The 21,326-nt window shown below is 73.0% G+C and carries 18 protein-coding genes and 1 pseudogene; 10 read left to right on the forward strand and 9 right to left on the reverse strand.

Annotated features, from left to right (window positions below; all coding sequences use genetic code 11):
* A pseudogene (locus ABZU32_RS25895) lies at nt 1-191 on the reverse strand (hypothetical protein); the annotation flags it as partial.
* 82 nt (nt 192-273) lie between these two features.
* Between ABZU32_RS25895 and ABZU32_RS25900 the strand changes: the two are divergent.
* The 8 genes from ABZU32_RS25900 (at nt 274) to ABZU32_RS25935 (ending at nt 7,676) form a co-directional block, all read left to right on the forward strand.
* Nucleotides 274-1,302, forward strand: a complete 1,029-nt coding sequence (locus tag ABZU32_RS25900) for an AAA family ATPase (RefSeq protein ID WP_354853318.1) — start codon at nt 274-276, stop codon at nt 1,300-1,302.
* Entirely contained in the window at nt 1,299-2,279 is a 981-nt protein-coding gene (locus tag ABZU32_RS25905; protein WP_354925954.1) for a DUF58 domain-containing protein, read from the forward strand. Before ABZU32_RS25900 ends, ABZU32_RS25905 begins: the two co-directional genes overlap by 4 nt.
* Nucleotides 2,276-3,223, forward strand: coding sequence for a VWA domain-containing protein (locus tag ABZU32_RS25910; protein WP_354853314.1), 948 nt, complete (start codon nt 2,276-2,278; stop codon nt 3,221-3,223). The genes ABZU32_RS25905 and ABZU32_RS25910 overlap by 4 nt, the downstream gene beginning before the upstream one ends.
* A 64-nt stretch (nt 3,224-3,287) precedes the next feature.
* Nucleotides 3,288-3,926 carry a methyltransferase gene (locus tag ABZU32_RS25915; protein ID WP_354925956.1) on the forward strand — a complete coding sequence of 213 codons (639 nt, stop codon included), beginning with the start codon at nt 3,288-3,290 and terminating at the stop codon, nt 3,924-3,926.
* A 7-nt stretch (nt 3,927-3,933) separates the two neighbouring features.
* Nucleotides 3,934-4,557, forward strand: a complete 624-nt coding sequence (locus tag ABZU32_RS25920; protein WP_354925958.1) for an RNA methyltransferase — start codon at nt 3,934-3,936, stop codon at nt 4,555-4,557.
* A gap of 241 nt (nt 4,558-4,798) precedes the next feature.
* Nucleotides 4,799-5,602, forward strand: a complete 804-nt coding sequence (locus ABZU32_RS25925; RefSeq protein ID WP_354853308.1) for a glycerophosphodiester phosphodiesterase — start codon at nt 4,799-4,801, stop codon at nt 5,600-5,602.
* A 200-nt stretch (nt 5,603-5,802) separates the two neighbouring features.
* Nucleotides 5,803-7,152 carry an MFS transporter gene (locus tag ABZU32_RS25930; protein WP_354925960.1) on the forward strand — a complete coding sequence of 450 codons (1,350 nt, stop codon included), beginning with the start codon at nt 5,803-5,805 and terminating at the stop codon, nt 7,150-7,152.
* A 179-nt stretch (nt 7,153-7,331) separates the two neighbouring features.
* Nucleotides 7,332-7,676 (forward strand): RNA polymerase-binding protein RbpA, encoded by a 345-nt coding sequence (locus ABZU32_RS25935; protein WP_184981820.1) that lies wholly within the window; start codon nt 7,332-7,334, stop codon nt 7,674-7,676.
* A gap of 100 nt (nt 7,677-7,776) precedes the next feature.
* Here ABZU32_RS25935 and ABZU32_RS25940 read toward each other — a convergent pair whose 3' ends face one another.
* The 8 genes from ABZU32_RS25940 to ABZU32_RS25975 form a co-directional block, all read right to left on the reverse strand.
* On the reverse strand, nt 7,777-8,733 hold the full coding sequence (locus ABZU32_RS25940) for a GNAT family N-acetyltransferase (protein ID WP_354925962.1): 957 nt from the start codon (nt 8,731-8,733) through the stop codon (nt 7,777-7,779).
* A gap of 49 nt (nt 8,734-8,782) precedes the next feature.
* On the reverse strand, nt 8,783-10,108 hold the full coding sequence (locus tag ABZU32_RS25945; protein WP_354925964.1) for an MFS transporter: 1,326 nt from the start codon (nt 10,106-10,108) through the stop codon (nt 8,783-8,785).
* Nucleotides 10,108-10,896, reverse strand: coding sequence for a DinB family protein (locus ABZU32_RS25950; protein ID WP_354925966.1), 789 nt, complete (start codon nt 10,894-10,896; stop codon nt 10,108-10,110). The genes ABZU32_RS25945 and ABZU32_RS25950 overlap by 1 nt, the downstream gene beginning before the upstream one ends.
* A 108-nt stretch (nt 10,897-11,004) precedes the next feature.
* On the reverse strand, nt 11,005-11,670 hold the full coding sequence (locus ABZU32_RS25955) for a hypothetical protein (protein ID WP_354925968.1): 666 nt from the start codon (nt 11,668-11,670) through the stop codon (nt 11,005-11,007).
* Nucleotides 11,671-12,166: 496 nt separating this feature from the next.
* Nucleotides 12,167-12,736, reverse strand: a complete 570-nt coding sequence (locus ABZU32_RS25960) for an FxsA family protein (protein WP_354925970.1) — start codon at nt 12,734-12,736, stop codon at nt 12,167-12,169.
* Nucleotides 12,737-12,949: 213 nt separating this feature from the next.
* A complete protein-coding gene (locus ABZU32_RS25965; protein WP_354925972.1) occupies nt 12,950-13,693 on the reverse strand; it encodes a polyprenol monophosphomannose synthase in 744 nt (247 codons plus the stop codon).
* A complete protein-coding gene (lnt, locus tag ABZU32_RS25970; RefSeq protein WP_354925974.1) occupies nt 13,693-15,279 on the reverse strand; it encodes an apolipoprotein N-acyltransferase in 1,587 nt (528 codons plus the stop codon). Before lnt ends, ABZU32_RS25965 begins: the two co-directional genes overlap by 1 nt.
* Nucleotides 15,280-15,920: 641 nt before the next feature.
* The gene (locus tag ABZU32_RS25975) at nt 15,921-18,128 is read right to left on the reverse strand and encodes a helicase (protein ID WP_354925976.1); all 2,208 of its coding nucleotides are present in this window, start codon (nt 18,126-18,128) and stop codon (nt 15,921-15,923) included.
* A gap of 395 nt (nt 18,129-18,523) precedes the next feature.
* Here ABZU32_RS25975 and ABZU32_RS25980 point away from each other — a divergent pair, with 395 nt between their 5' ends.
* Together ABZU32_RS25980 and ABZU32_RS25985 are read left to right on the forward strand one after the other, a co-directional pair.
* On the forward strand, nt 18,524-19,741 hold the full coding sequence (locus tag ABZU32_RS25980; RefSeq protein WP_354853290.1) for an ROK family transcriptional regulator: 1,218 nt from the start codon (nt 18,524-18,526) through the stop codon (nt 19,739-19,741).
* 235 nt (nt 19,742-19,976) lie between these two features.
* A complete protein-coding gene (locus tag ABZU32_RS25985) occupies nt 19,977-21,323 on the forward strand; it encodes an extracellular solute-binding protein (protein WP_354925978.1) in 1,347 nt (448 codons plus the stop codon).
* Nucleotides 21,324-21,326: the final 3 nt, after the last annotated feature.

Below are 21,326 nucleotides of genomic sequence, written 5' to 3' on the forward strand. Positions count from 1 at the left end.
GCCGCCGCCAGGAACCGCTCGCGGGCCGCCGCGTCCAGCGCGGCGCCGCGGGTCAGCAGCGCGATGGACACCGCGCGCCCCTCGGCGTCCTGCGCCAGGTACACGAACCCGGTGGCGAGCGACTGCAGCCGCGCCTGCACGACGTAGGGACCCAGCCTGGGCGGGTCACCGTACTGGAGCGGAGTGGCCACGCAGCCATGAAAGCACACCACGACACCCGGCTCACCGCGACGGTGCCGTGCACCTTTGCGCCGTGTTTGATGGAATGGCCGCATGACCGTTGCCGAAGAGCGCAGTGACGGGTCCGGGCCGGACGACGGCGCCGACGCGGACCTCCGTCTCCTACAGCAGTCCCTCGCCGAGGTCCGCCGGGTGATCGTCGGCCAGGACCACATGATCGAACGGCTGCTGGTGGCGTTGCTGGCACGCGGTCACTGCCTGCTGGAGGGCGTGCCCGGCGTGGCCAAGACGCTGGCCGCCTCCACCCTGGCGACCGTGGTGGGCGGCACCTTCGCCCGCATCCAGTTCACTCCCGACCTGGTGCCCAGCGACATCGTCGGCACCCGGGTGTACCACCCCTCCAGTGAGAGCTTCGACATCGAGCTCGGCCCGGTGTTCGTCAACTTCCTGCTCGCCGACGAGGTCAACCGGGCCCCGGCCAAGGTGCAGTCGGCGCTGCTGGAGGTCATGGCCGAGCGGCAGGTCACCCTCGCGGGGCGCACCCATCCGCTGCCGCGGCCGTTCATCGTGCTGGCCACCCAGAACCCCATCGAGTCCGAGGGGGTCTACCCGCTGCCGGAGGTGCAGCGCGACCGGTTCCTGTTCAAGGTGAGCGTCGCCCACCCGACCGCCGGCGAGGAGCTGGAGATCCTGCACCGCATGAGCGTCTCCCCGCCGCTGCCCTCCCAGGTGCTGGACCCGGCGCGGCTGATGGCGCTGCAGAAGCTCGCCGACCAGGTGTCGGTGCACCAGCTCGTCGCCGACTACGTCGTCCGCCTGGTCATGGCCACCCGCTCCCCCGCCGAGTACGGGCTGCGCGAGCTGGAGGAGGCCGTCGAGATCGGGGTGAGCCCGCGGGCCACGCTCGGCCTGGTGGCGGCCGGGCGCGGGCTGGCGCTGCTGCGCGGGCGCGACTACCTGCTGCCCGACGACGTGCGCGACGTCGCCGTGGACGTCATGGGCCACCGCCTGATGCTGACCTTCGACGCGCTGGCCGACGGCGTCGAGCCGGAGGACGTGGTGCGCCAGATCCTGGCCGCCGTGCCTCCTCCGCTCGTCGTGTGGAACCAGGCGCAGCGATGAGCGGCGCGCACGCCCCCGCCACCGGGCGGGCGGCCGGCCCCGAGCACGCCCTGCGGCGCCTGGAGCTGACCGTGGTCCGCCGCCTGGACGGCCTGCTGCACGGGCAGCACCAGGGGCTGCTGCCGGGCCCGGGCAGCGAGCCCGGCGACAGCCGGGTGTACGTGCCCGGCGAGGACGACGTGCGCCGCATGGACTGGTCGGTCACCGCCCGCACGACCGTCCCGCACGTCCGCGACCTGGTCGCCGACCGCGAGCTGGAGACGTGGGTGCTGGCCGACCTGTCCCCGAGCATGGACTTCGGCACCGCCGCGATGGAGAAGCGCGACCTGGTCGTCGCCACGGTGGGCGCCATCGGCTTTCTGACCAGCCGCATCGGCGACCGGTTCGGCGCGTATGTGATCCACGGTGACGAGGTGCACCGCCTGCCGGCCCGCACCGGCCGCCCGGCCATGTACGCGCTGCTGCAGACGCTGCTCGACGCCCCGCGCGGCGCCGCGGTCTCCGGCCCCACCCGCCTGGCCGAGGCCATCGACCTGATGGGAAAGGCGAGGCGCAAGCGGGGCCTGCGGGTGGTCGTCTCCGACTTCCTGGACCTCGGCAGGGACGGCGACCTGGCGACCGAGCGCGACTGGGAGCGGCCGATGCGCCGCCTGGCCGCCCGCCACCAGGTGCTGGCCGTGGAGGTGGTCGACCCGCGCGAGCTGGAGCTGCCCGACGTGGGCCTGGTCGCCCTGACCGACCCCGAGACCGGGCGCACCCGGGAGATCCACCTCACCCCGAAGATCCGCCGCGCCTACGCCGAGGCCGCCGCGGCGCAGCGGGCGGCCAACCGGGTGGCGCTGCGCCGGTGCGGGGTAGGCCACCTGGTGCTGCGCACCGACCGCGACTGGGTGTACGACATCGTCCAGTACACCCTCAGGCACCGTCGCACCGCCCACCTGGCCGGTCGGCACCCCACCAGGAGGGCGGGCGCGTGACCTTTCTGTCTCCGGGATGGCTGTGGCTGTTCGCGGCGCTCGCGCTGATCGTGGCGGCCTACGTCTACACCCAGTTCGCCCGCCGCCGGTACGCGATGCGCTTCACCAACCTGGCGCTGCTCAGCCTGGTCGCGCCCGAGCGGCCCGGGTGGCGGCGCCACGTGCCCGCCGCGCTGTTCCTGCTGATGATGGCCCTGCTGATCACCGCCGCGGCCCGGCCGGCCGACGCGACGCGGGTGCCCAGGGACCGGGCGACGATCATCATCGCGGTGGACATCTCGCTGTCGATGGAGGCCGCCGACGTCTCTCCCACCCGGCTGGTCGCGGCCCAGCAGGCGGCCCAGCAGTTCGTCAAGGACCTTCCCGAGCGGTTCAACGTGGGCCTGGTCTCCTTCGCCCGCTCGGCCGCGGTGGTCATCTCGCCGACCACCGACCACCTGGCGGTGATCACCGCCATCGGCAACCTGTCCACCCGTCCGGGCACCGCGATCGGCGAGGCGGTGTTCAACTCGCTGGACTCGGTGCGCTCGTTCGACCAGCGCGCGGTGACCGACCCGCCGCCCTCGGCGATCGTGCTGCTGTCCGACGGCGACAACACCTCAGGCCGCTCGGTCAACGAGGCCATCCAGGCGGCGTCGGGCCTGCACGTGCCGGTCTCCACCATCGCCTACGGCACGCCGGACGGCACGGTGAGCATCGACGGGCGCGACGTGCAGGTGCCGGTCAACAAGACCACCCTGCAGTCGCTGGCGGACGGCACCAGCGGGCGGGCCTACACCGCCGAGTCGGGCGACGAGCTGCGCGAGGTCTACAGCCAGATCGGCAGCTCGCTGGGCTACCGCATCGTGCACCAGGAGGTCGGCCAGTGGTTCACCGTGGCCGGCGTCCTGGCCGGCCTGCTGGTGGCCGGGGCCGCCATGCTCCTCGGCACCCGCCTCCCCTGACGACGCCGGCGCCGGGGCGGGCGTGGCGGCGAGCACCGCCGTGTGGTTGGTAACGTCTCTGCACGTGACGTCCAAGGGGGCACATTACTTCGACGAGCGGCCCGGCGCGGCCGCCCGGCCGGGCACGGTCGACGTCGTGCTGCCAGACCTGCACCTGCGCCTGGCCACCGACAGCGGCGTCTTCTCGCCCGGCCGGCTCGACCCGGGCACCCGGGTGCTGCTGGAGAGCGTGCCCGAGCCGCCACGGGAGGGCGACCTGCTCGACCTCGGCTGCGGCTACGGGCCGGTGGCCCTCACCATGGCCTCCCGGGCGCCCGAGGCGACGGTGTGGGCGGTGGACGTCAACCGGCGCGCGCTCGAGCTGTGCGAGCGGAACGCCCAAAGCGCGGGCCTTTACAAAGTAAGAGCGGCCCATGTGGACGAGGTGCCACGGCACGTGCGGTTCTCGGCGATCTGGTCCAACCCGGCCATCCGCATCGGCAAACCCGCGCTGCACGCCATGCTCACCCGCTGGCTCGACCGGCTCACCCCCGACGGCACGGCCTACCTGGTGGTGCAGAAGCACCTCGGCTCGGACTCCCTGCAGCGGTGGCTCGGCGAACAGGGCTGGGAGGCGACGCGCGCGGCCTCCCGGTCGGCCTACCGCGTGCTGCGGGTCGCCCGGGGCGGCCGCACATCCCCAGGCGACGACGAGGAGCGATGAACGCCCGATGAGCACAGGCACCCGCAGGCAGCTGCGCCCGACCGACGTCAAGCGGCTCAACCGCTCCTGGCGCCGGGGCACCGAGAACCGGCTGTCGCTGATCCTGGAGTCGGTGACGGGCCCGTTCAACGTCGGCTCGATCTTCCGCACCGCCGCCGCGTTCGGCGCCGACCAGCTGTGGCTGGCCGGCAACGCCATCCCGCCCACCAACCCCAAGGTGCAGAAGACCGCCCTCGGCACCGACCGGCTGGTGACCTGGCACGACCCCGTCCCCGCGCTGGAGGCGGTGCGCGAGGCCAAGGACCACGGCTACACGGTGATCGCCGTCGAGCTGACCGGCGACGCCGTGCCGCTGCACCGGGCGAGACTCGGCCGCGACGTGTGCCTGGTGCTGGGCAGCGAGGACCACGGCTGCTCCCCCGCCGTGCTGGAGGCCGCCGACGAGGTGATCTACATCCCGCAGGTCGGCCGGGTCGGCTCGTTCAACGTGGGCGTCGCCGCCGCGATCGTGCTGGCCGAGGCCCGCCGCCAGGAGTGGGCGGCGGCCGACGCCTCCGGCTCCGCGCCCGACGGCGACACCGATTCCGATTGGGGCACCGAAGGCGACACCGAGGACGCCGGCGGCACCTGACGGCCGCCCGCGGACCCGCCTCCCGCCGACCCGCCGCCGGGACGTGACCTGCCATGGCGGAGACCCGTCGGCGGCACCTGACGGCCGCCGCGCGAGCCCGCCGGAAGCATCCGGCGGCCCGCGCGGGCCCGTCCCGATCGGGTGATCGACTCCTCCCCGGGCCGGGAGAAGTGGCTTCGTGACCCGAATGTTCATCCAGGTAGGCTGACGTGACAGCCTTACACAGGGGATACTCCTCGTCGTGCAACGCCGCTACCCGTTCCTGGACCATCCCGGACCGCTCGCCTTCGCCCACCGTGGCGGGGCCGCCGAAGGCCGGGAGAACACCATGGCCGCCTTCTCCCGGGCCGTCGAGATGGGGTACTCCTACCTGGAGACCGACGCCCACGCGACCGCCGACGGGGTGCTGCTGGCCTTCCACGACCACACCCTCGACCGGGTGACCGACCGCCACGGCAGGGTGGCCGAGCTGCCCTACCGCGAGGTGCGCCGGGCGCTCATCGGCGGCGTCGAGCAGATCCCGCTGCTGGAGGAGGTCCTCGGCACCTGGCCGGACGTGCGGGTCAACATCGACGTCAAGGAGGCCCCGGCGATCGGCCCGCTGGCCGAGGCGATCCGCCGCACCGCCTCCTACGACCGGGTGTGCCTGACCTCCTTCTCCGACATGCGCCTGGCCAGGGCCCGCATGGCGGTCGGCCGCCCGATCTGCTCGGCGCTCGGCCCGCGCGGGGTGGCCCGGCTGCGCGCCGCCGCCATGGGCTCCGGGTACGGCCGGCTGCTCGGAGGCCTCGCCCGCGAGGGCGTCCCGTGCGCGCAGGTGCCGGTCGGGTTCCGCGGCGTGCGGGTCACCACCCGGGCGCTGGTCCGCACGGCCCACGCCCTCGGCATGCAGGTGCACGTGTGGACGGTGGACGACCCGCGGGTCATGGAGCGGCTGCTCGACCTCGGCGTGGACGGCATCATGACCGACAACATCTCCGGGCTGCGCGACGTGCTGCGCGACCGGGGCCAGTGGCACCCGAGACGTCCCGCCGCCCACGCCTGAGGCTTCCCGCCGCCCCTTCCCTGGGGCGGCGGCCCCCACTCCGCTCCCGCCGCCCCTTGCCTGGGGCGGCCCGCACTCCGCTCGCGCCGCTCCTCGCCCCCTCCGGGGCGCCGGACGGCAGTCCGCTCCCCCGTCCCCTTCACGGCCCGGCGCCCGCCGCGGCGCCGCCCGCACCCCCTGTGACCCATCAGGAGACCCCCATGAGCAGCACCTCCGTCGTCGCCGAAGACCCCCCAGAGTCGCGCAGGCGGGAGCAGCGGGGCTGGTACTGGTACGACTTCGCCAACTCCGGCTTCCAGACGACGGTCATCACGGTCTTCCTCGGCCCCTACCTGACCTCCCTGGCCGAGCGGGCCGCCGGCGGGGAGGAGGGGCTGGTCGGCTTCCTCGGCTTCGACGTGCGCGCCAAGGCGTACTTCTCGGCCGTCGTGACGGCGTCGGTGGTGCTGCAGATCCTGATCATGCCGATCGCCGGGGCGCTGGCCGACCATACCGGCCGCAAGCGGGAGCTGCTCGGCGTGTTCGCCTACCTGGGCGCGGCGGCGACCCTCGGGTTCTACTTCGTCGCCGGGGACGCCTACCTGCTCGGCGGCGTGCTGTTCATCGTCGCCAACACCTCCTTCGGCGCGGCCATGGTCGTCTACAACTCCTTCCTGCCGCAGATCGCGGGCGCCGAGGAGCGCGACGCGGTCTCCTCGCGCGGGTGGGGCTTCGGCTACCTCGGCGGGTTCGCGCTGCTGGCGATCAACCTGGCGCTGTACCTGGGCAGCGGCATCGAGGAGGGCCTGGCCGTGCGCATCAGCCTGGCCTCCGCGGGCGTGTGGTGGGCCGTGTTCACCGTGATCCCGCTGCTGCGCCTGCGCAACCGCCCTGTGGGCACCCACGACGCCACGTCCGTCAGGGCCGTGGCCGGCAGCTTCCGCCAGCTCGGCCGCACGCTGGCCGACCTGCGCCGCTACCCGCGCAGCCTGCTGTTCCTGCTGGCCTATCTGATCTACAACGACGGCGTGCAGACGGTGATCTCGTTCTCGGCGACCTACGCCGACCAGGAGCTCGGGCTGAACAAGACCGTGCAGATCACCGCGATTCTGGCGGTGCAGTTCTTCGCCTTCGGCGGCGCGCTGCTGCTCGGCCGGCTCGCCGGGCGGTTCGGCACCAAGCGCACGGTGCTGGTCAGCCTGGTGGTGTGGACCGGCGTGGTCGCGGTGTCGTACTTCCTGCAGAAGGGCGCGGCCGTGCAGTTCTACGCCATCGCCCTGATCATCGCGATCGTCCTCGGCGGCACGCAGGCCCTGTCGCGGTCGCTGTACTCGCTCGTGATCCCGGCGGGCAAGGAGGCGGAGTACTTCAGCCTGTTCGAGGTCAGCGACAAGGGCTCGGCGTTCCTGGGGTCGTTCACGCTCACGCTGGCGCTGCAGCTGACCGACAGCTACCGCTCGGCGATCCTGTCGCTGCTGGTGTTCTTCGTGGCCGGTTTCGCGTTGCTGCTGGCGGTGAACCTGCCCCGGGCCGTGCGCGAGGCGGGCAACGCGGTGCCTTCCCACCTGTAACCCCGCGGGGGCCGGGCGAGCGCCGCCCGGCCGGGGGGCGCAAAGATCGGCGGGTATCGAGGACCGCGCGAAATGGCGCGATTGGATCACCCTCAGGGTGGGAATCCATCCACGGTATCAAGCGTTGTAAGCCGTGGAGACCCACCCCTCATGATGGGGCCCTCAGGAGGCATTGAAACATGGGCGAGCGTGCACTACGCGGTACCCGTCTCGGAGCCACCAGCTACGAGAACGACCGCAACACCGATCTGGCCCCGCGCCAGGAGGTGCCTTACACCTGCCCGAAGGGCCATCGCTTCGACGTGCCCCTTGCCGCGGAGGCGGAGATCCCGGCGACCTGGGAGTGCCGTAGTTGCGGCGCCACCGCCCTACGGGTGGACGCCGAGCAGCCGCAGCAGAAGAAGGCCAAGCCACCGCGCACCCACTGGGACATGCTACTGGAGCGCCGCACGATCGAGGACCTGGAAGAGGTGCTGAACGAGCGCCTTGCGATCCTTCGGGCACAACGGCGCAAGAGCGCCTGACCTACCGGCCGATGCCTCCGAGCCGCCCTCCGCGGGCGGCGTCGGGGGCATCGTTGTTCTCACCGGACTTTCATCCGGCCTTTACCGGTCGTGTACCCGCTCACCGCGCCGCGGCCGCCTCGCGCCGTGGGACGGCGCCGCGCGGCACGAGGTGGACGGCCCTGCCGCGCAGGAACGGCGCCTCGAAGGGACGGGTGTCGAGGTCCCCGCCGCCGCTGAACACCTCAAGGCGCAGCTCGCGGCCGGGGTGGGGTCCGGCGTAGGCCAGGAAGAAGGACGGGTCGCTGAGGCGGCCCAGGTGGAGCAGCAGGTCGGCCTGGTCGGCGCCGGTTTCGGGGTCGACGCTCTGGGACGGGACGCCGGTGAAGCCCAGACGCCACTTGAAGCCGAACAGGCCCGGCTTGGCGACATGGCCGTAGATGTTGGGGTCCATCCCCAAGGTGAGCGTCGGGTAGCCGCGCTCTCTGGCCACCTGGGCGGCCGCCATGTAGAGCACTCTGGCCAGGCTGGACTCCCGGTGGCGCGGGCCGACCGCCGAGAAGCGCAGGTGGACGGCGGAAAGGTGCGGCCGCTGCCAGGCCAGGCAGCATCCGGCCAGCTCGCCGCCATCGTAGGCGCACACCGCGAAGTGCTCCCCCGCGTCCCGCATGAGCGCGTCGCGCTGCTCGGCGGCGACGGCCCAGCCGTGCCGCATGCCGGCGACGCGCCCGGCGTACAGCGGCAGGAACGCCGCGAGCAGGCGCTCGTCCACCGGTTCGGCGCGCACCGTGAGCCCGTCGGAGGCGGCACGGCGCCGCGCCGTCCTGACGTTCTGGCGCTCCTTGGTGGACAGGCGGGCCAGGAACTCCTCCTCGCTTCCGCCCGTGGCGGCCGTCCAGGTGATCAGGAACGGCTTGGGCAGGAACCCGGCCCGGCGCAGCCGCGCCCACTCGGCCACGGGCGGGTCGGGCACCCGTACGACGTCCAGGCGCTCGCGGTGGGCCCGCCAGCCGCCCTCGAGGGCCTCGGCCGCGTCGACCAGGCCGATCCTGATGCCGCGGAACTCGGTGATCTCCATCGTCTCCCCAACCGCGCCGGGCGGGGCCGGCGCCTCGTGACCGGTGGTGTCAGGCTCCGGACCGCGCCGGCACGGCGGCCGTGCCGGCCGTCCCGGCCCGTCCGGCCGCGGCGGCGGGCCGGTCCTGCGCGGCCGCCGGCGGGCCGGTGGCGGCGGCCAGGTGGGCGCCGGCGCGGCGCAGCGGGCTCGCCAGGAACCCGGCGGCCACGACGAGCTGGACGACTCCGAGCCCGGCGAACACCGGCGCGGCCCCCACCCGGGCGGTCACCCACCCGCCGAGGACCGCCCCGAGCGGCACCGGCGTCCAGGACAGCACCTGGCCGACGGTGACCACCCGGGCCAGCATCCCGGCCGGCGCCAGGCGCTGCCGCAGCGTGCGCAGGTTGACCACGAAGAACATCCCGAGTCCCGAGCCGAGCGCCCACAGCAGCACGACCGCCGGGTAGGACTCCACGACGCCGATGCCGAACATGCACACCGCACCGCCGAAGAACGGCAGCAGGATGGCCCGCCCGGGGCCGAGGCGCCGTCCCAGCCGGTCGCTGAACAGCGAGAACAGCGCGGTGCCCGCGCCCGCCGACACGAACAGCCAGCTCACGGCGCTGTCGGCGGCCAGGTAGTGCTGCTTGGCCAGGGTCACGATCTGCTTCTCCGCCGTGGCGCCCACCAGGAGGTTGGTCAGCGCCAGCATGATCGCGCAGGCCCGCAGCACCGGGTGGCCGAAGACGAACCGGACCCCCTCGGCGATGGCCCGGCGCACCGGCTCGCGCCCGCCGCCCGTGACCCGCTCGGGCAGCGAGCGGCGCAGCCCGGCCAGGCAGCAGGCCGAGAAGGCGAACGTCGCCGCGTCCAGCAGCAGCGCGGTGGCGGCCGGCATGACCATCAGGCCGGCGCCGGCCACCGCCGGGCCGAGGACCCCTGCCGTCGAGGAGGCGGCCGAGAGCCGGGCGTTGGCCGTGTCGAGCCGGTCGGGGCCCACCAGCGACGGCATGACCGCGAACTCGGCGGCGTTGTAGGCGATGGTGAGCGTCGAGGCGGCGAACCCGGTCAGGTAGATCCACCAGATCTCCAGCGCCCCCAGATGCGCCAGGACGGGGATGGAGGCGATGAGCGCGGTCCGCCCGGCGTCCGCGGCGATCATGACCGTGCGGCGGGAGAGCCGGTCCACGTAGGCGCCGATGACCAGGCCGAACAGCGGGTAGGGCAGGAACTCCACGGCCATCGTGATCCCCAGGTCGAGCGGGGACCCGGTGAGCCGCAGCACCAGCAGGGGGATCAGCACCAGCGACACGGCCGACCCGAGGTTGGAGACCGACTGGGCCACCAGGAACACCCGGTACGGCCTGCCCAGCCCGCCGCGGGCGTGCCGGGCCATCAGCCGAGGGTGTAGCCGAGGGCGGTGGCGACCGACTCGGTCTGCTTCTTGTGCTCCAGCTCGTGCAGGGACATGGCCCGGCAGATGTCCAGGACGGTCACCGTGCCGTCGCGGGTGTGCTCGCCGGAGTACTCCAGCTCCTCGGCGGTGATCTGGTCCAGCGCGGCGATCCACTCCTTGCGGCGGGCCTCGAAGGCGGCCAGGCGGTCCTCCAGCGGCGTCCTGGCCCGGCCCAGCACCCGCTGCACCTCGGTCACGTCCATGTCGGGCAGGGTGACGCCCGGCTGGGTGAGCACCTGGAGCACGCGGGGCGCCATGATCGAGTCGGCCGCGATGACGTGCAGCGCGATCTCGGTGATCGTCCACTCGCCCGGCGCGGGGCGGGTGGCGGCGTCCTGGCCGACCATGCCGGCGGTGCGGCGCAGCTTGGCGGGGGTCTGGGAAAGGTCGGCCAGCAGCCCCGCCAGCTCCAGGGAGGCGGCGCGGCCGCCGGTGCGCATGCCGTAGGGGCGCCACTCGACAAGGGCGCTGTAGTGTTCGGCCGGCTCGACGGTGGACCACCCCTCGGGGTCCTTCCGGGCGGCCTCGTCGATGTCGTAGTAGTTGATCCAGGGGACGTAGCCCGCGACCCGCCTGCCGTCCTGCTCAAGGACGCTGACCATGCTGGGCGTGGCCGGGCCGCCGCCGGGCCGCTGCTCCACGTCGATGTAGACGATCTTCTCGGTGGTGCCGCTGCCCGGCGACCTGCGCACGCCCATCAGCGTGCCGGTCATGGTGATCTCGGACATGGTGGCCATCACTCCCGTGCCGTTGTCGGTGTGAAGATGAACAGGGGGCGGGTCACCGCCCGGGCCGCGACCGCGGCGCCGGACGGCGGCACGCGCCGGGATGGGCCTTCAGGAGGCGCCGAGCGGGACGATCGCCGGCAGGCGGAAGAAGGTGTGGTACCGGGTGTCGGTGCTGCCGAGGTAGATGATCACGTCGTAGGGGTCGATCGGCTCCTCGCGCGGCTCCAGCCAGGTGGCCTGGAAGTGCTGCTCGACCAGCAGGCCGTCGCCGATCGCCTCGAACAGCTCCTCGCGGGTGTAGGCGCGCGTCTCGCGCTCGTCGGGGGTGCTGGTGAGGAAGCCGGAGAAGTACATGTCCTCGGGCAGTCGCCGGCCGGTGCGGGCGAACAGCTCGGTGGCCTTGCGGGCGGTGTCCTCGCTGTGGATCCAGTGGACGTCCTCGCCGCCGATCTTCAGGCACTCGCCTTCACTGGCGTTCTTGCGGTTGACGAAGATCGGATTGCAGTCGACCCGGTGCTCCTTTTTGATCGCCATGACGACCTCGAGGTGCGTGCTCTCGGGGAGGTGCTCCAGCTCGTGGCGGGCGATCTCGAACCCGTAGCTGATGTGCAGGTGCGGCAGGTGCTCGTGCAGGTGCTCCTCGAGGTTCTCGAAGGGCGCGTGCGGCATGTGGGTCGCGACGGGGGTCTCCCGCCCCGGCAGGTCGAAGATGCCTCCGAACGGGGGCAGACAGGGCCGGATGATCAGGTCGGGCTCGGCCAGAGCGGTCGTCATTGCCTCACTCCATTCCCTCGGCGCCGGCGACGGCCGGCGGTTCCCCACCGCCTGGGCCGGGCCTGCGGGCTCACCCCGGCGGCGGCCATCGGCGATGGCCGGGCGCGGCGCCGGGACGGGACGATCGCAAGGTGCCCGCCGGGCGCGCGCGGGCACGCCTGTCCCGGCGTGCGCGATGGTCGGGTGCGAGGGCCGGCCCGTTCCCCGTCCGGCGGCGGTTGGATCTCTGGAGTGTCGCAGCCGCCCGCCGGAGGGTCGAGACGCCGTAGGGGGCTAAGGGCCCGAAGTGGGGTACCCCACCCCAAGCCAGGCATAGGGTGGGGCACCTTGGCTCAAGCCGGGCACGCGTCGCGGTCACCCCGGCCGGAATCACGGGGTCGGAGTCATCCCGGCCGGAGTCACGGGGTCGGAGGTACCCCGACCGGAGCCACGAGGTCGGACTCACCGCGGCCGGAGCCACGGGGGCGGAGGCATCCCGGCCGGGGCCGGGCGCGGGTCAGCGGGGAGGGCGTTCGGCGCCGTCGTCGGCGGGGCGCGGGGTTCCGGGGGCCAGGCGCGGGCCCGAGGCGGCGTCGCGGGGACGCTCGTGCTCCTCGACGACCTGGCCGCTGACCACGCGCACCCCGTCCGGGCGCCGCGCGGACCCTCCGGAAGCGCCGCCGGAGAACATCACGCCGAACGGCGAGGCCGACGCCATCGCGCGCACGCGGCGGCCGAGGAACCAGCCCAGGCCGCGGCGGGCCAGCGGACGGGTGAAGGGCAGGATCAGGAAGAAGCCCAGCACGTCGGACAGGAAGCCCGGCGTCACCAGCAGAGTGCCGCCCGCGACGACGAGCGCCCCGTCGGCGAGCTCGCGCTCGGGCATCCGCCCGGACTCAAGGGCCTGCCGCAGCGCCCGCCAGGCGCGCCGGCCCTCCCGGCGGACGAGCCAGGCGCCGATCAGGCTGTCCAGGATGAGCAGCCCGACGGTCTGCCAGCCGCCGATCACCTGGCCGATCTGGATGAGCACCCAGATCTCCAGCACCGGCACGACGAGGAATGTCAGGAACAGAACGACACGCAGCATGGCCACACACCACCTCTCGACCTAGAACGTCCGGCCACCCCCGAGGGTTCCCGAGGACCGGCCGGCGTGACCCAGGCGGGGGGCCGGCAGGACCATGCCTCCACCAGGGATCTCCGGTGGCGGGGGGCCGGTAGGACCAGATCCCCTCCAAGGATCTCCGGCGGCGAAGGCCGGCAGGACCAGCCCCCTCCATGGTCGCCGGCGTCCCTGGGGTCAGCGGGAGCGGCGCAGGCGGCGGGGCAGCGAGGCCAGGCCCCACACGGTGACCAGCCACAGGGCCTCGGCGAAGACGGCGCGGCTCATCTTGCTGGCCCCGGCCGTGCGCTCGACGAAGGTGATCGGCACCTCGGCGACCCGCAGGCCCTGCCGCACGGTGCGCAACGTCAGGTCGACCTGGAAGCAGTAGCCCTGGGACTGCACCTCGTCCAGTGCGATCTTCTCCAGCGCGGAGGCGCGGTAGGCGCGGAATCCGGCCGTGGTGTCGTGCGTCGGCACGCCGAGCATGAGGCGGACGTAGATGTTGGCGCCCTTGGACAGGGCCTTGCGCGAGGCCGGCCAGTTGACCAGCTCGCCCCCGGGCACGTAGCGGGACCCGATGACCAGGTCGGCCCCCTGCGCCAGGGCGTCCAGCAGCCGGGGCAGCTCCTCGGGGCTGTGGGAGCCGTCGGCGTCCATCTCCACCAGGACGTCGAACCCCTCGGCCAGGCCCCAGCGGAACCCGGCGATGTAGGCCGCGCCGAGGCCCTGCTTGCCCGGGCGGTGCAGCACGTGGACGTGGTCGTCCTCGGCGGCGAGCCCGTCGGCGATCTCCCCCGTGCCGTCGGGGCTGTTGTCGTCGGCGACCAGCAGGTGCGCCTCGGGCACCGCCGCTCGCAGCCGCTCGATGATCATGGGGAGGTTCTCGCGCTCGTTGTACGTCGGCACGATGACGAGTACCCGCCCGAGAATCCGCTCCATCACCCATCCTCTTCGTCGGAACTGTCGTGTTCTGGCGTGGGACGCCGCCGGAGGGCGGCGACCAGGGAGCCCGCCGCGATGAGCACCAGCGCCCATTCGGGCGCCGCTCCCACCCGCGTCGCGATCGTCTCGCCGGTGCGGACGGGCACGGTCACCACCGCCATGTCGGCCACGCGTTCGGCGGTCCGCCAGCGCACCCGCCCATCGGGGTCGACATATGCCGAGATGCCGGTCGTCGCGGCGGTGATCACCGCGCGATTGTGCTCCACCGCCCGCAGCCGGGACATGGCGAGCTGCTGCGGTGGCAGATTGGTGAGCGCGTAGGTGGCGTTGTTGGTCTGCACGACCAGAGGCGTGGCGCCCGTGCGGACGGTGCTCCGCACGGTGCCGTCGAAGGCGACCTCGTAGCACTCGACGGCGCCGACCGTCACCGGGCCCATCTTCAGGTCGCCCTCGCGGTCCCCCGGGAGCGACTGGAGACCCACCAGTTCGACGCGCTTGATGAACTTCTGCAACAGGTCCTTGAAGGGGACGAACTCCCCGAACGGGACGAGCTTCCGCTTGTCATAGTAGGCGCCCGGCCCGGTGGCGGGATCCCAGACGATGCCCCGGGTGTAGCGGTGCAGACCGTCGGGTGCGCGCACCACGGCGCCGACGAGCACCGGCACCCCGATGTCGCGCACCGCGCCGTCGATCACCGTACGGGCGTAGGAGCTCTGGTAGGGGTCGATGTCGGTGGAGTTCTCCGGCCAGATCACGATGTCGGGCCGCTCCACCTTGCCCGCGCGCACGGCCTCGGCCAGCTCGTGGGTCTTGTCGGCGTGGTTGCGCAGCACGACGGCCGGTTCGTCGCCGAGGAAGCCCATGCCCGTGCCGGGAACGTCGCCCTGGATCACCCCGACCCGGATGGCGCGCGCCGCCTCCGCCCCCGGGCGCGGCACCGCGTACCCCAGCAGCGGCACCGCCACGGCCCCCGCCAGAGCCCACACCGCGGGCCGCGCGGCGCCCCGGAGGAACGCCGCGAGCCCGCCGGACAGTAACGCACCGCACAGGGCGACGGTGAAAGTTACAAGCGGAGCACCCCCCAGAGCGGCGTACGGGGTGAACGCCGAGCCGCCCTGGCTGAACGCCACCCGGACCCAGGGGAACCCGCCGAGCGGGAATGCCCCCCTGGCCCACTCTTGTGCCACCCACAGGGCCGCCACCCACAGCGGCCAGGACCGCAGCCTGGTCACCAGGGCCACCCCGGCCGACATCACGGCGAAGAACAGGCTCTCCACGGCCACCAGCAGCAGCCACGCGTCGTCCCCGATGGGACGCACCCAGGTCAGCGCGGGCAGCAGGAACGCCGCGCCCCCCGCGTACCCCAGCACGGCGGCCCGCCGCACTCCCGCCCCGCGCACCGCCAGGGTCAGCAGCGCGACGCCGACCGGCGCCAGAAACCACAGGTCAATGGGGGGAAAGGCCAGGAAGAGCAGCACACCGCCGAGCGGTGCGGCGCCTGACCGCCACAAAGCACGCGAAGCCGACAGCACGCCGGAAGGGGCCGGCGCCCGCTCGATGTCCTGCACAGTGGGGTGGGCCACAGGGGCGGGTCTTCCTTCGGGGTCTTCGGTAACCCCCGAACGCTACCGCCCAGCGCTCCGCACTCCAACCGCCGGGCATCCGCGGCGGCGAAAGATCACGCATGGTGATCCCTGGGCCTCCCCCGTCGGGCGGGAACCCAGGAACCACGCTGCGACTCTGGCACGAGACGGGAAGAGGGCCCGGACGACCCTTCGGACCGGATCCGTCCCGTCGGCGGCGAGCGCGGAATTCCGTTGTCTACTGGGTGTCCAGGCCCCTCCCGGGTCCAACCCCCCACCCGGCTGGGGTGCCCCGACTCGACCGAACGCCGGCGCTGCGCCTGGCTGAGCAGACGGAGTCGTGCTCCGTCATGACGCAGAATCCGACGATGTCTGAAGACGGCCAACCGGTAGTCCCGTGCTGGACTGTCCAGCAAACTACCGACCTCAGCTCAGATGTCAACCGTGTCCCGATCAGCGGAAACACCAAGTTTTCGCAGCTAGGACAGGAGACGTGAGTACCCGTCAATGCCGCCATGTGGTCCTTAAGCCGGTCAGAGGCGGTCTCCCCCGCGACGGCCCGGCCTCCATCCCGCCCCCACGCGAGCACCGGTCAAAGGCGCCCGAACCCCGCGCGAGCGAAGCGAGCGCCAAGGAACGACCTAGGGGGAGGGGATCCTTTCGCAGCGGGACAGGGCGGGGGGCAGGTCGCCGGTGTGCAGGACGCCGAGGCGGCTGGTGGCGCGGGTGAGCGCCACGTACAGATCGCTCGGGCCGCGCGGCGACTCGGCGAGGATCTCGGCCGGCTCGGCGATGAGCACCCCGTCGAACTCCAGGCCCTTGGCGTCGGCCACGGTGAGCACGACGACGGGGGCCTCGAGCGCGCCGGGCACCGGGCCCGCGACCGCGCCGGGCACGGCCGAGGTGACGGCCTCCCCCAGTTCGGCGGCGCGCGAGGCGGGGACGATGACCGCGAGCCGGCCGCCTTCGACGATCTCACCGGCCGCGATCGGCCCGATCTCGCGCGCGGCGGCCAGCTTCCTGGCCCACGGGGGCACTCCGGTCTCCCGCACCGAGTCGGGCGCCTTGAGGTCGGGGCCGACGAGGGTGAGGACGTCGGCGGCCACGGCCATGAGTTCGACCGGGGTGCGGTAGTTGACGGTCAGCGTCTCCTCGCGCCAGCGCCCCCGCGCGTAGGGGTCGAGCACCTGGCCCCAGGAGGCGGCGCCCGCGGCCGACCCGGTCTGGGCGATGTCCCCCACGATGGTCATGGAGCGGTTGGGGCTGCGGCGCATGAGCATCCGCCAGGCCATGGGAGACAGTTCCTGGGCCTCGTCGACGATGATGTGCCCGTAGGCCCAGGTGCGGTCGCCCGCGGCGCGCTCCGCGGTGGTCAGGTAGTTCTCGTCGCCCCGGTGCCGTGCGGCCAGGCGCTCCGCGTCGATCATGTCGGACATGCCGGTCAATTCCAGCACTTCGCGGGCGTAGGTGAGCTCGGAGTCGCGCTCGGCCTCCTCGGCGCGCCGGGCGGCGGCCAGCTCCTCCTCGGCCTGCATGGCGGTGGCCCGCAGCACCTGGGGGTCGATGTCGCCGAGCAGCTCGGCGGCCTCGTCCAGCAGCGGCACGTCGGCCTCGGTCCAGGACACGCCGCCACGGGGCGTCTCGCGGAACAGGATGTCCTGCTCGGCGTCGCTCAGCCCGGCGTAGGCCATGCGCGGGCGGGACCCGAACAGGCCGATGAGAAGCTGCTGGGGGGTGAGGTAGGGCCACAGGCGGTTGAGCGCGCTCTTGACCGCCGGCTCGGTGCGCAGGTCCTCGCGCAGGTCGGCGAGCTCGTCCTCCTCCAGCATGCCGCGGCCGAGCGCCTTGGCGGCCTGCTTGGCCAGCACGTTGAGCACATGACGGACGAACACCGCCCTGGCCTGGTTGTGCGGGCGGCGGCTGCGCACCGCACGGCTCTTGGCCGCCTCGCAGGTGCGCTGGTCCAGGCGCAGGGTGAAGTTGCCCATGGGGATGTCGACCGGCTCGCGGGGAACGCGCTGGCGGTCGCGCAGCGCCCGCGCCACCACCTCGGCCATGCGGGCCGACCCTTTGATCGCGGCCGCCGGCGCGGACTCGCGGGCGGTGGCGGTGATCCCCGGGTACAGCTCGCCGACGGTGGACAGCAGCACGTCGGTCTCGCCCAGCGAGGGGAGCACCTGCTCGATGTAGCGCAGGAAGGTGAGGTTGGGGCCGACGATGAGCACGCCCCGGCGCGCCAGCCGCTCGCGGTGGGTGTAGAGCAGGTACGCGGCGCGGTGCAGGGCCACGACCGTCTTGCCGGTGCCCGGGCCGCCCTGGACCACCAGCACGCCGTTGAGGTCGCTGCGGATGACGCGGTCCTGCTCGGCCTGGATGGTGGCGACGATGTCGCGCATGCGCCCGGTGCGCTTCTCGTCCAGCGCGGCGAGCAGGGCGGCCTCGCCGTTCAGGGTGGCCCGGTCGGCCTCGCTCAGCCGGTCCAGGTCCAGCAGGTCGTCGTCGAGGCCGATCACCCGCCGTCCCTTGGTCTGCAGGTGGCGCCTGCGGGTGACGCCCATGGGCGCGGCGGGGGTGGCCCGGTAGAACGGCTGGGCGACCGGGGCGCGCCAGTCGATGAGCAGGCGGGCCTGGTCGTCGTCGGAAAGGCCCAGCCGGCCGATGTAAAGAGGCCCTTCCTGTGCCAGGTCGAGCCGCCCGAAGCACAGGCCGTTCTCGACGGCCCACAGGCGGGCGAGGCGTTCGGCGTACATTCCGGCGAAGGAGTCGCGTTCGGAGCGGTTCTGGTGGGTGCCGCCGCCGCCCTGCGCGAGCACCTCGTCGAGCTGCCCGCGGGTGCGTTCGCGCAGCACGTCGAGCCGCTCGTAGAGCGCGCCGACGTAAGTCTGCTCCTTTACGAGCTCTATTTGACGAGAAGCCCCTGCTTCATTATTATTGGTGGTAATGTGAAACTCCGGGCCTTTATGCGCTTTATGGTGAATAAGAGGACAAGGGCCCAGAATAGCAGATCGGCCACCGGCCATCAGTTCTCCCGCGCCGCCCTTCGAGGCGGCGTTCGTGCTTTCCGGCCGCCCACCCGCGCGAACCTCGCCGCGAACCTCCTTGTCACAGCTTGGTAGCGCCTCTTGACCAGGCGCGGGGCCACGGCTGTACGTTCTCTCTTAGTTAGGAAACCTTCCTAACTCCAGGACGCGGCCGCCGCCATGCCGGAAGGTCCGCGACCGCCGCCCGAACGGGGAGGGAGCCCGTGCCCAGCACGAACACGGACGCGCGACCGGGAAGGCCCCGCCTGCTGCGGGAGATCAACGACCGCGCCGCGCTGCGGGTCATGCTGGAACGCGGGCCGCTCACCCGCCCCGAGCTCGGCGCGCTCACCGGCCTGTCCAAGCCCACGGCCTCCCAGTTGCTGGCTCGCCTGCGCACCGCGGGCCTGGTCGTGCTGGACGGGGTGCGCGAGGGCATGCCGGGCCGCACGGCCGAGCTGTACCGCATCAATCCGGCCGCCGCCCACGTCGCCGCGCTGGACGTCACCCGCACGCGCATCGCCGCCTCCGTGGCCGACATCACCGGCACGGTGCTCGCCGAGCACGTCCACCCCACCCCGGGCCGCAGCGGCGGCGACGTGGTGGCCAAGGTGCGCGCCGCCGCCGAGGGCGCCTGCCACGCGGCGGGCATCGCCGTCGACGACCTGCACCGGGTGGTGATCGGCATCCAGGGAGCGGTCGACCCGGCCACCGCCCGCCTCGGGTACGCGGCCCACATCCCCGGCTGGCACATCCCCGACCTGGTGGGAACGCTCCGCGCGGGTCTCGGCGTGGCGGTGGACGTCGAGAACGACGTCAACCTCGTCGCCCTGACCGAGCGGGCCCACGGCGTCGCGCGCGGCCACGCCGACTTCGTGCTGCTGTGGGCCGACGAGGGCATAGGAGCCGCGCTGGTGCTCGGCGGCCGGCTGCACCGGGGCGCGACCGGCGGCGCGGGCGAGGTCGGGTACATGCCCATCGCCGGCGCCCCGACCGCCAAGCAGACCGGCAAGCGGGGCGACCACGGATTCCAGTCCCTGGCCGGCGGCCCCGCCGTGCTGCGGATGCTGCGCTCTCACGGCCTGCGCGGCGGCGACCCGGCCCGCGCCGTGCGCGCCGCCGTGCGGGACGCCGCCCGGGGCGGCGAGGCCGGCGAGCGGGCCTGCCGCGGGCTGCGCGAGCTCGCTTCGCGCCTGGCCGTGGGGCTCGCGCCGATCGTCGCGGTGGCCGACCCGGAGATCGTCGTGCTGACCGGCGGCATGCTGCTGGCCGGCGGCGAGGCGCTCGCCGGGCTCGTGGAGGAGGAACTGCACGCGCTCACCCTGCCCCGCCCGCCGGTGCGGCCGTCCGCCGTCGAGGGCAACCCCGTGCTGACCGGCGCCCTCGGCCTCGCCCTGTCCACCGCCCGCGACGAGGTCTTCGGCTCGGCCGTCACCGCCTGAGCCCCCTGTTCCGTCCCGTCGTCCACCCCACTCCACCACCTCCATCCCCGGCCCGCCGACCGTCGTCCACCCACTCCACCGCCTTCGTCCCCGGCCGGCCGTCCCTTCCGCCGTTCCCGACCCCTTCCGTCCGTTGTCCGCCCAGCCCCGGCGGGTCGCGCGCGACCCGCCGGCCGTCCCCGCCCACCCCTCCCCCGCTCACCTCCTCACCGCACAGCCCCCTGGGAGGCACCCCGTGAAACCACGCCCGAAGCTCGCGGCGGCGGCCCTGGCCGTCGTGGCCGCGCTGGCCACGCCGGCCGTGTCCGCCTGCACGGCCGGCACCGAGAACGCGCCCGCGAAGCCGCAGAGCGGGAGCACCCCCGACCGGACCCCGGTCACCATCACGATGTGGCACGGCTTCGTCGCCGACAACGAGCTCAAAGCCTTCGACGACGCCCTGGCGGGGTTCCACCGGCAGTACCCCTGGATCACCGTCACGACCACCAAGGCCGTCCAGGACGACCAGATCATCCAGGCCTCGCGCGGCGGCAACCCGCCGGACGTGGCGCTGTCGTTCACCACCGACAGCGTCGCGACCTTCTGCAAGACCGGCATCTTCCAGGATCTCGAGCCGTACATGGCGGCGAGCAAGGTGCAGGAGTCGCTGTTCCCGAAGGTCATCGCCGAGTACACCCAGTACAAGGGCCGGCGGTGCGTGATGCCGATGCTCGCCGACACCTACGGCCTGTACTACAACAAGAAGCTGATGAAGGGCGCGCAGCCCCCGAAGACGCTGTCGGAGCTGGCCGCGCTGACCAAGAAGCTCACCGTGCGCGACTCCAAGGGCGACATCAAGGTCGCCGGGTTCGTGCCTAGCAGCCAGATGTACGAGAACGCCCCGATCCACACCGGGACGATGGTCGGCGCGAAGTGGACCAACCCGGACGGCACCTCGGCCATCGGCGGCGACCCGGCGTGGAAGAAGCTGATGACCTGGCAGAAGGACCTGGTCGACTGGTTCGGGTACGACAAGCTGGAGAAGTTCCGCAAGAGCTTCGGCGACGAGTGGTCGGCCGACAACCCCTTCATGAAGGGGCAGGTCGCCATGGCCATCGACGGCGAGTGGCGCAACGCCATGATCGCCTCCGACGCCTCCGGACTGGACTACGGCACCGCGCCGGTCCCGGTCGCCGACGACCGGCCCGACCTGTACGGCGGCGGCTTCATCGCCGGCACGGTCATCGGCATCCCGCGGGGCGCCAAGCACGCGCAGGCCGCCTGGGACCTGGTGCGCTATCTCACCACCGACACCGACGCGCTGGTCACCCTGTCCAACGCCCTGCGCAACGTGCCGAGCACGCTGCCGGCGCTGCAGTCGCCCAAGCTGGACAAGGACCCCAACTTCCAGACCTTCCTCGACATCTTCGCCAGCCCCGCCAGCAGCACTCTGCCCGCCCACATCAACTCGGCCTTCAACCAGCAGACGCTGCAGGAGGCGCAGATCAAGTGGGAGTCCGGCCGCGGTGACGACCTGGACGCGCTGCTCGCCGACGTCGACAAGAAGATCGACGACAAGCTGAAGCTCACCGCGGGCGGCTGATCC

Origin of the sequence: Sphaerisporangium sp. NPDC005288, from assembly GCF_040607475.1 — a bacterium.
GTDB lineage: Bacteria > Actinomycetota > Actinomycetes > Streptosporangiales > Streptosporangiaceae > Sphaerisporangium > Sphaerisporangium rhizosphaerae.

Coding starts and splice junctions, on each gene's coding strand:
- ABZU32_RS25955 (WP_354925968.1), bottom strand. CDS start 11,670: ATGACGACCGCTCTGGCCGAGCCCGACCTGATCATCCGGCCCTGTCTG.
- ABZU32_RS25935 (WP_184981820.1), top strand. CDS start 7,332: ATGGGCGAGCGTGCACTACGCGGTACCCGTCTCGGAGCCACCAGCTAC.
- ABZU32_RS25940 (WP_354925962.1), bottom strand. CDS start 8,733: ATGGAGATCACCGAGTTCCGCGGCATCAGGATCGGCCTGGTCGACGCG.
- ABZU32_RS25930 (WP_354925960.1), top strand. CDS start 5,803: ATGAGCAGCACCTCCGTCGTCGCCGAAGACCCCCCAGAGTCGCGCAGG.
- ABZU32_RS25950 (WP_354925966.1), bottom strand. CDS start 10,896: ATGTCCGAGATCACCATGACCGGCACGCTGATGGGCGTGCGCAGGTCG.
- ABZU32_RS25965 (WP_354925972.1), bottom strand. CDS start 13,693: ATGGAGCGGATTCTCGGGCGGGTACTCGTCATCGTGCCGACGTACAAC.
- ABZU32_RS25945 (WP_354925964.1), bottom strand. CDS start 10,108: ATGGCCCGGCACGCCCGCGGCGGGCTGGGCAGGCCGTACCGGGTGTTC.
- ABZU32_RS25905 (WP_354925954.1), top strand. CDS start 1,299: ATGAGCGGCGCGCACGCCCCCGCCACCGGGCGGGCGGCCGGCCCCGAG.
- ABZU32_RS25920 (WP_354925958.1), top strand. CDS start 3,934: ATGAGCACAGGCACCCGCAGGCAGCTGCGCCCGACCGACGTCAAGCGG.
- ABZU32_RS25900 (WP_354853318.1), top strand. CDS start 274: ATGACCGTTGCCGAAGAGCGCAGTGACGGGTCCGGGCCGGACGACGGC.
- ABZU32_RS25960 (WP_354925970.1), bottom strand. CDS start 12,736: ATGCTGCGTGTCGTTCTGTTCCTGACATTCCTCGTCGTGCCGGTGCTG.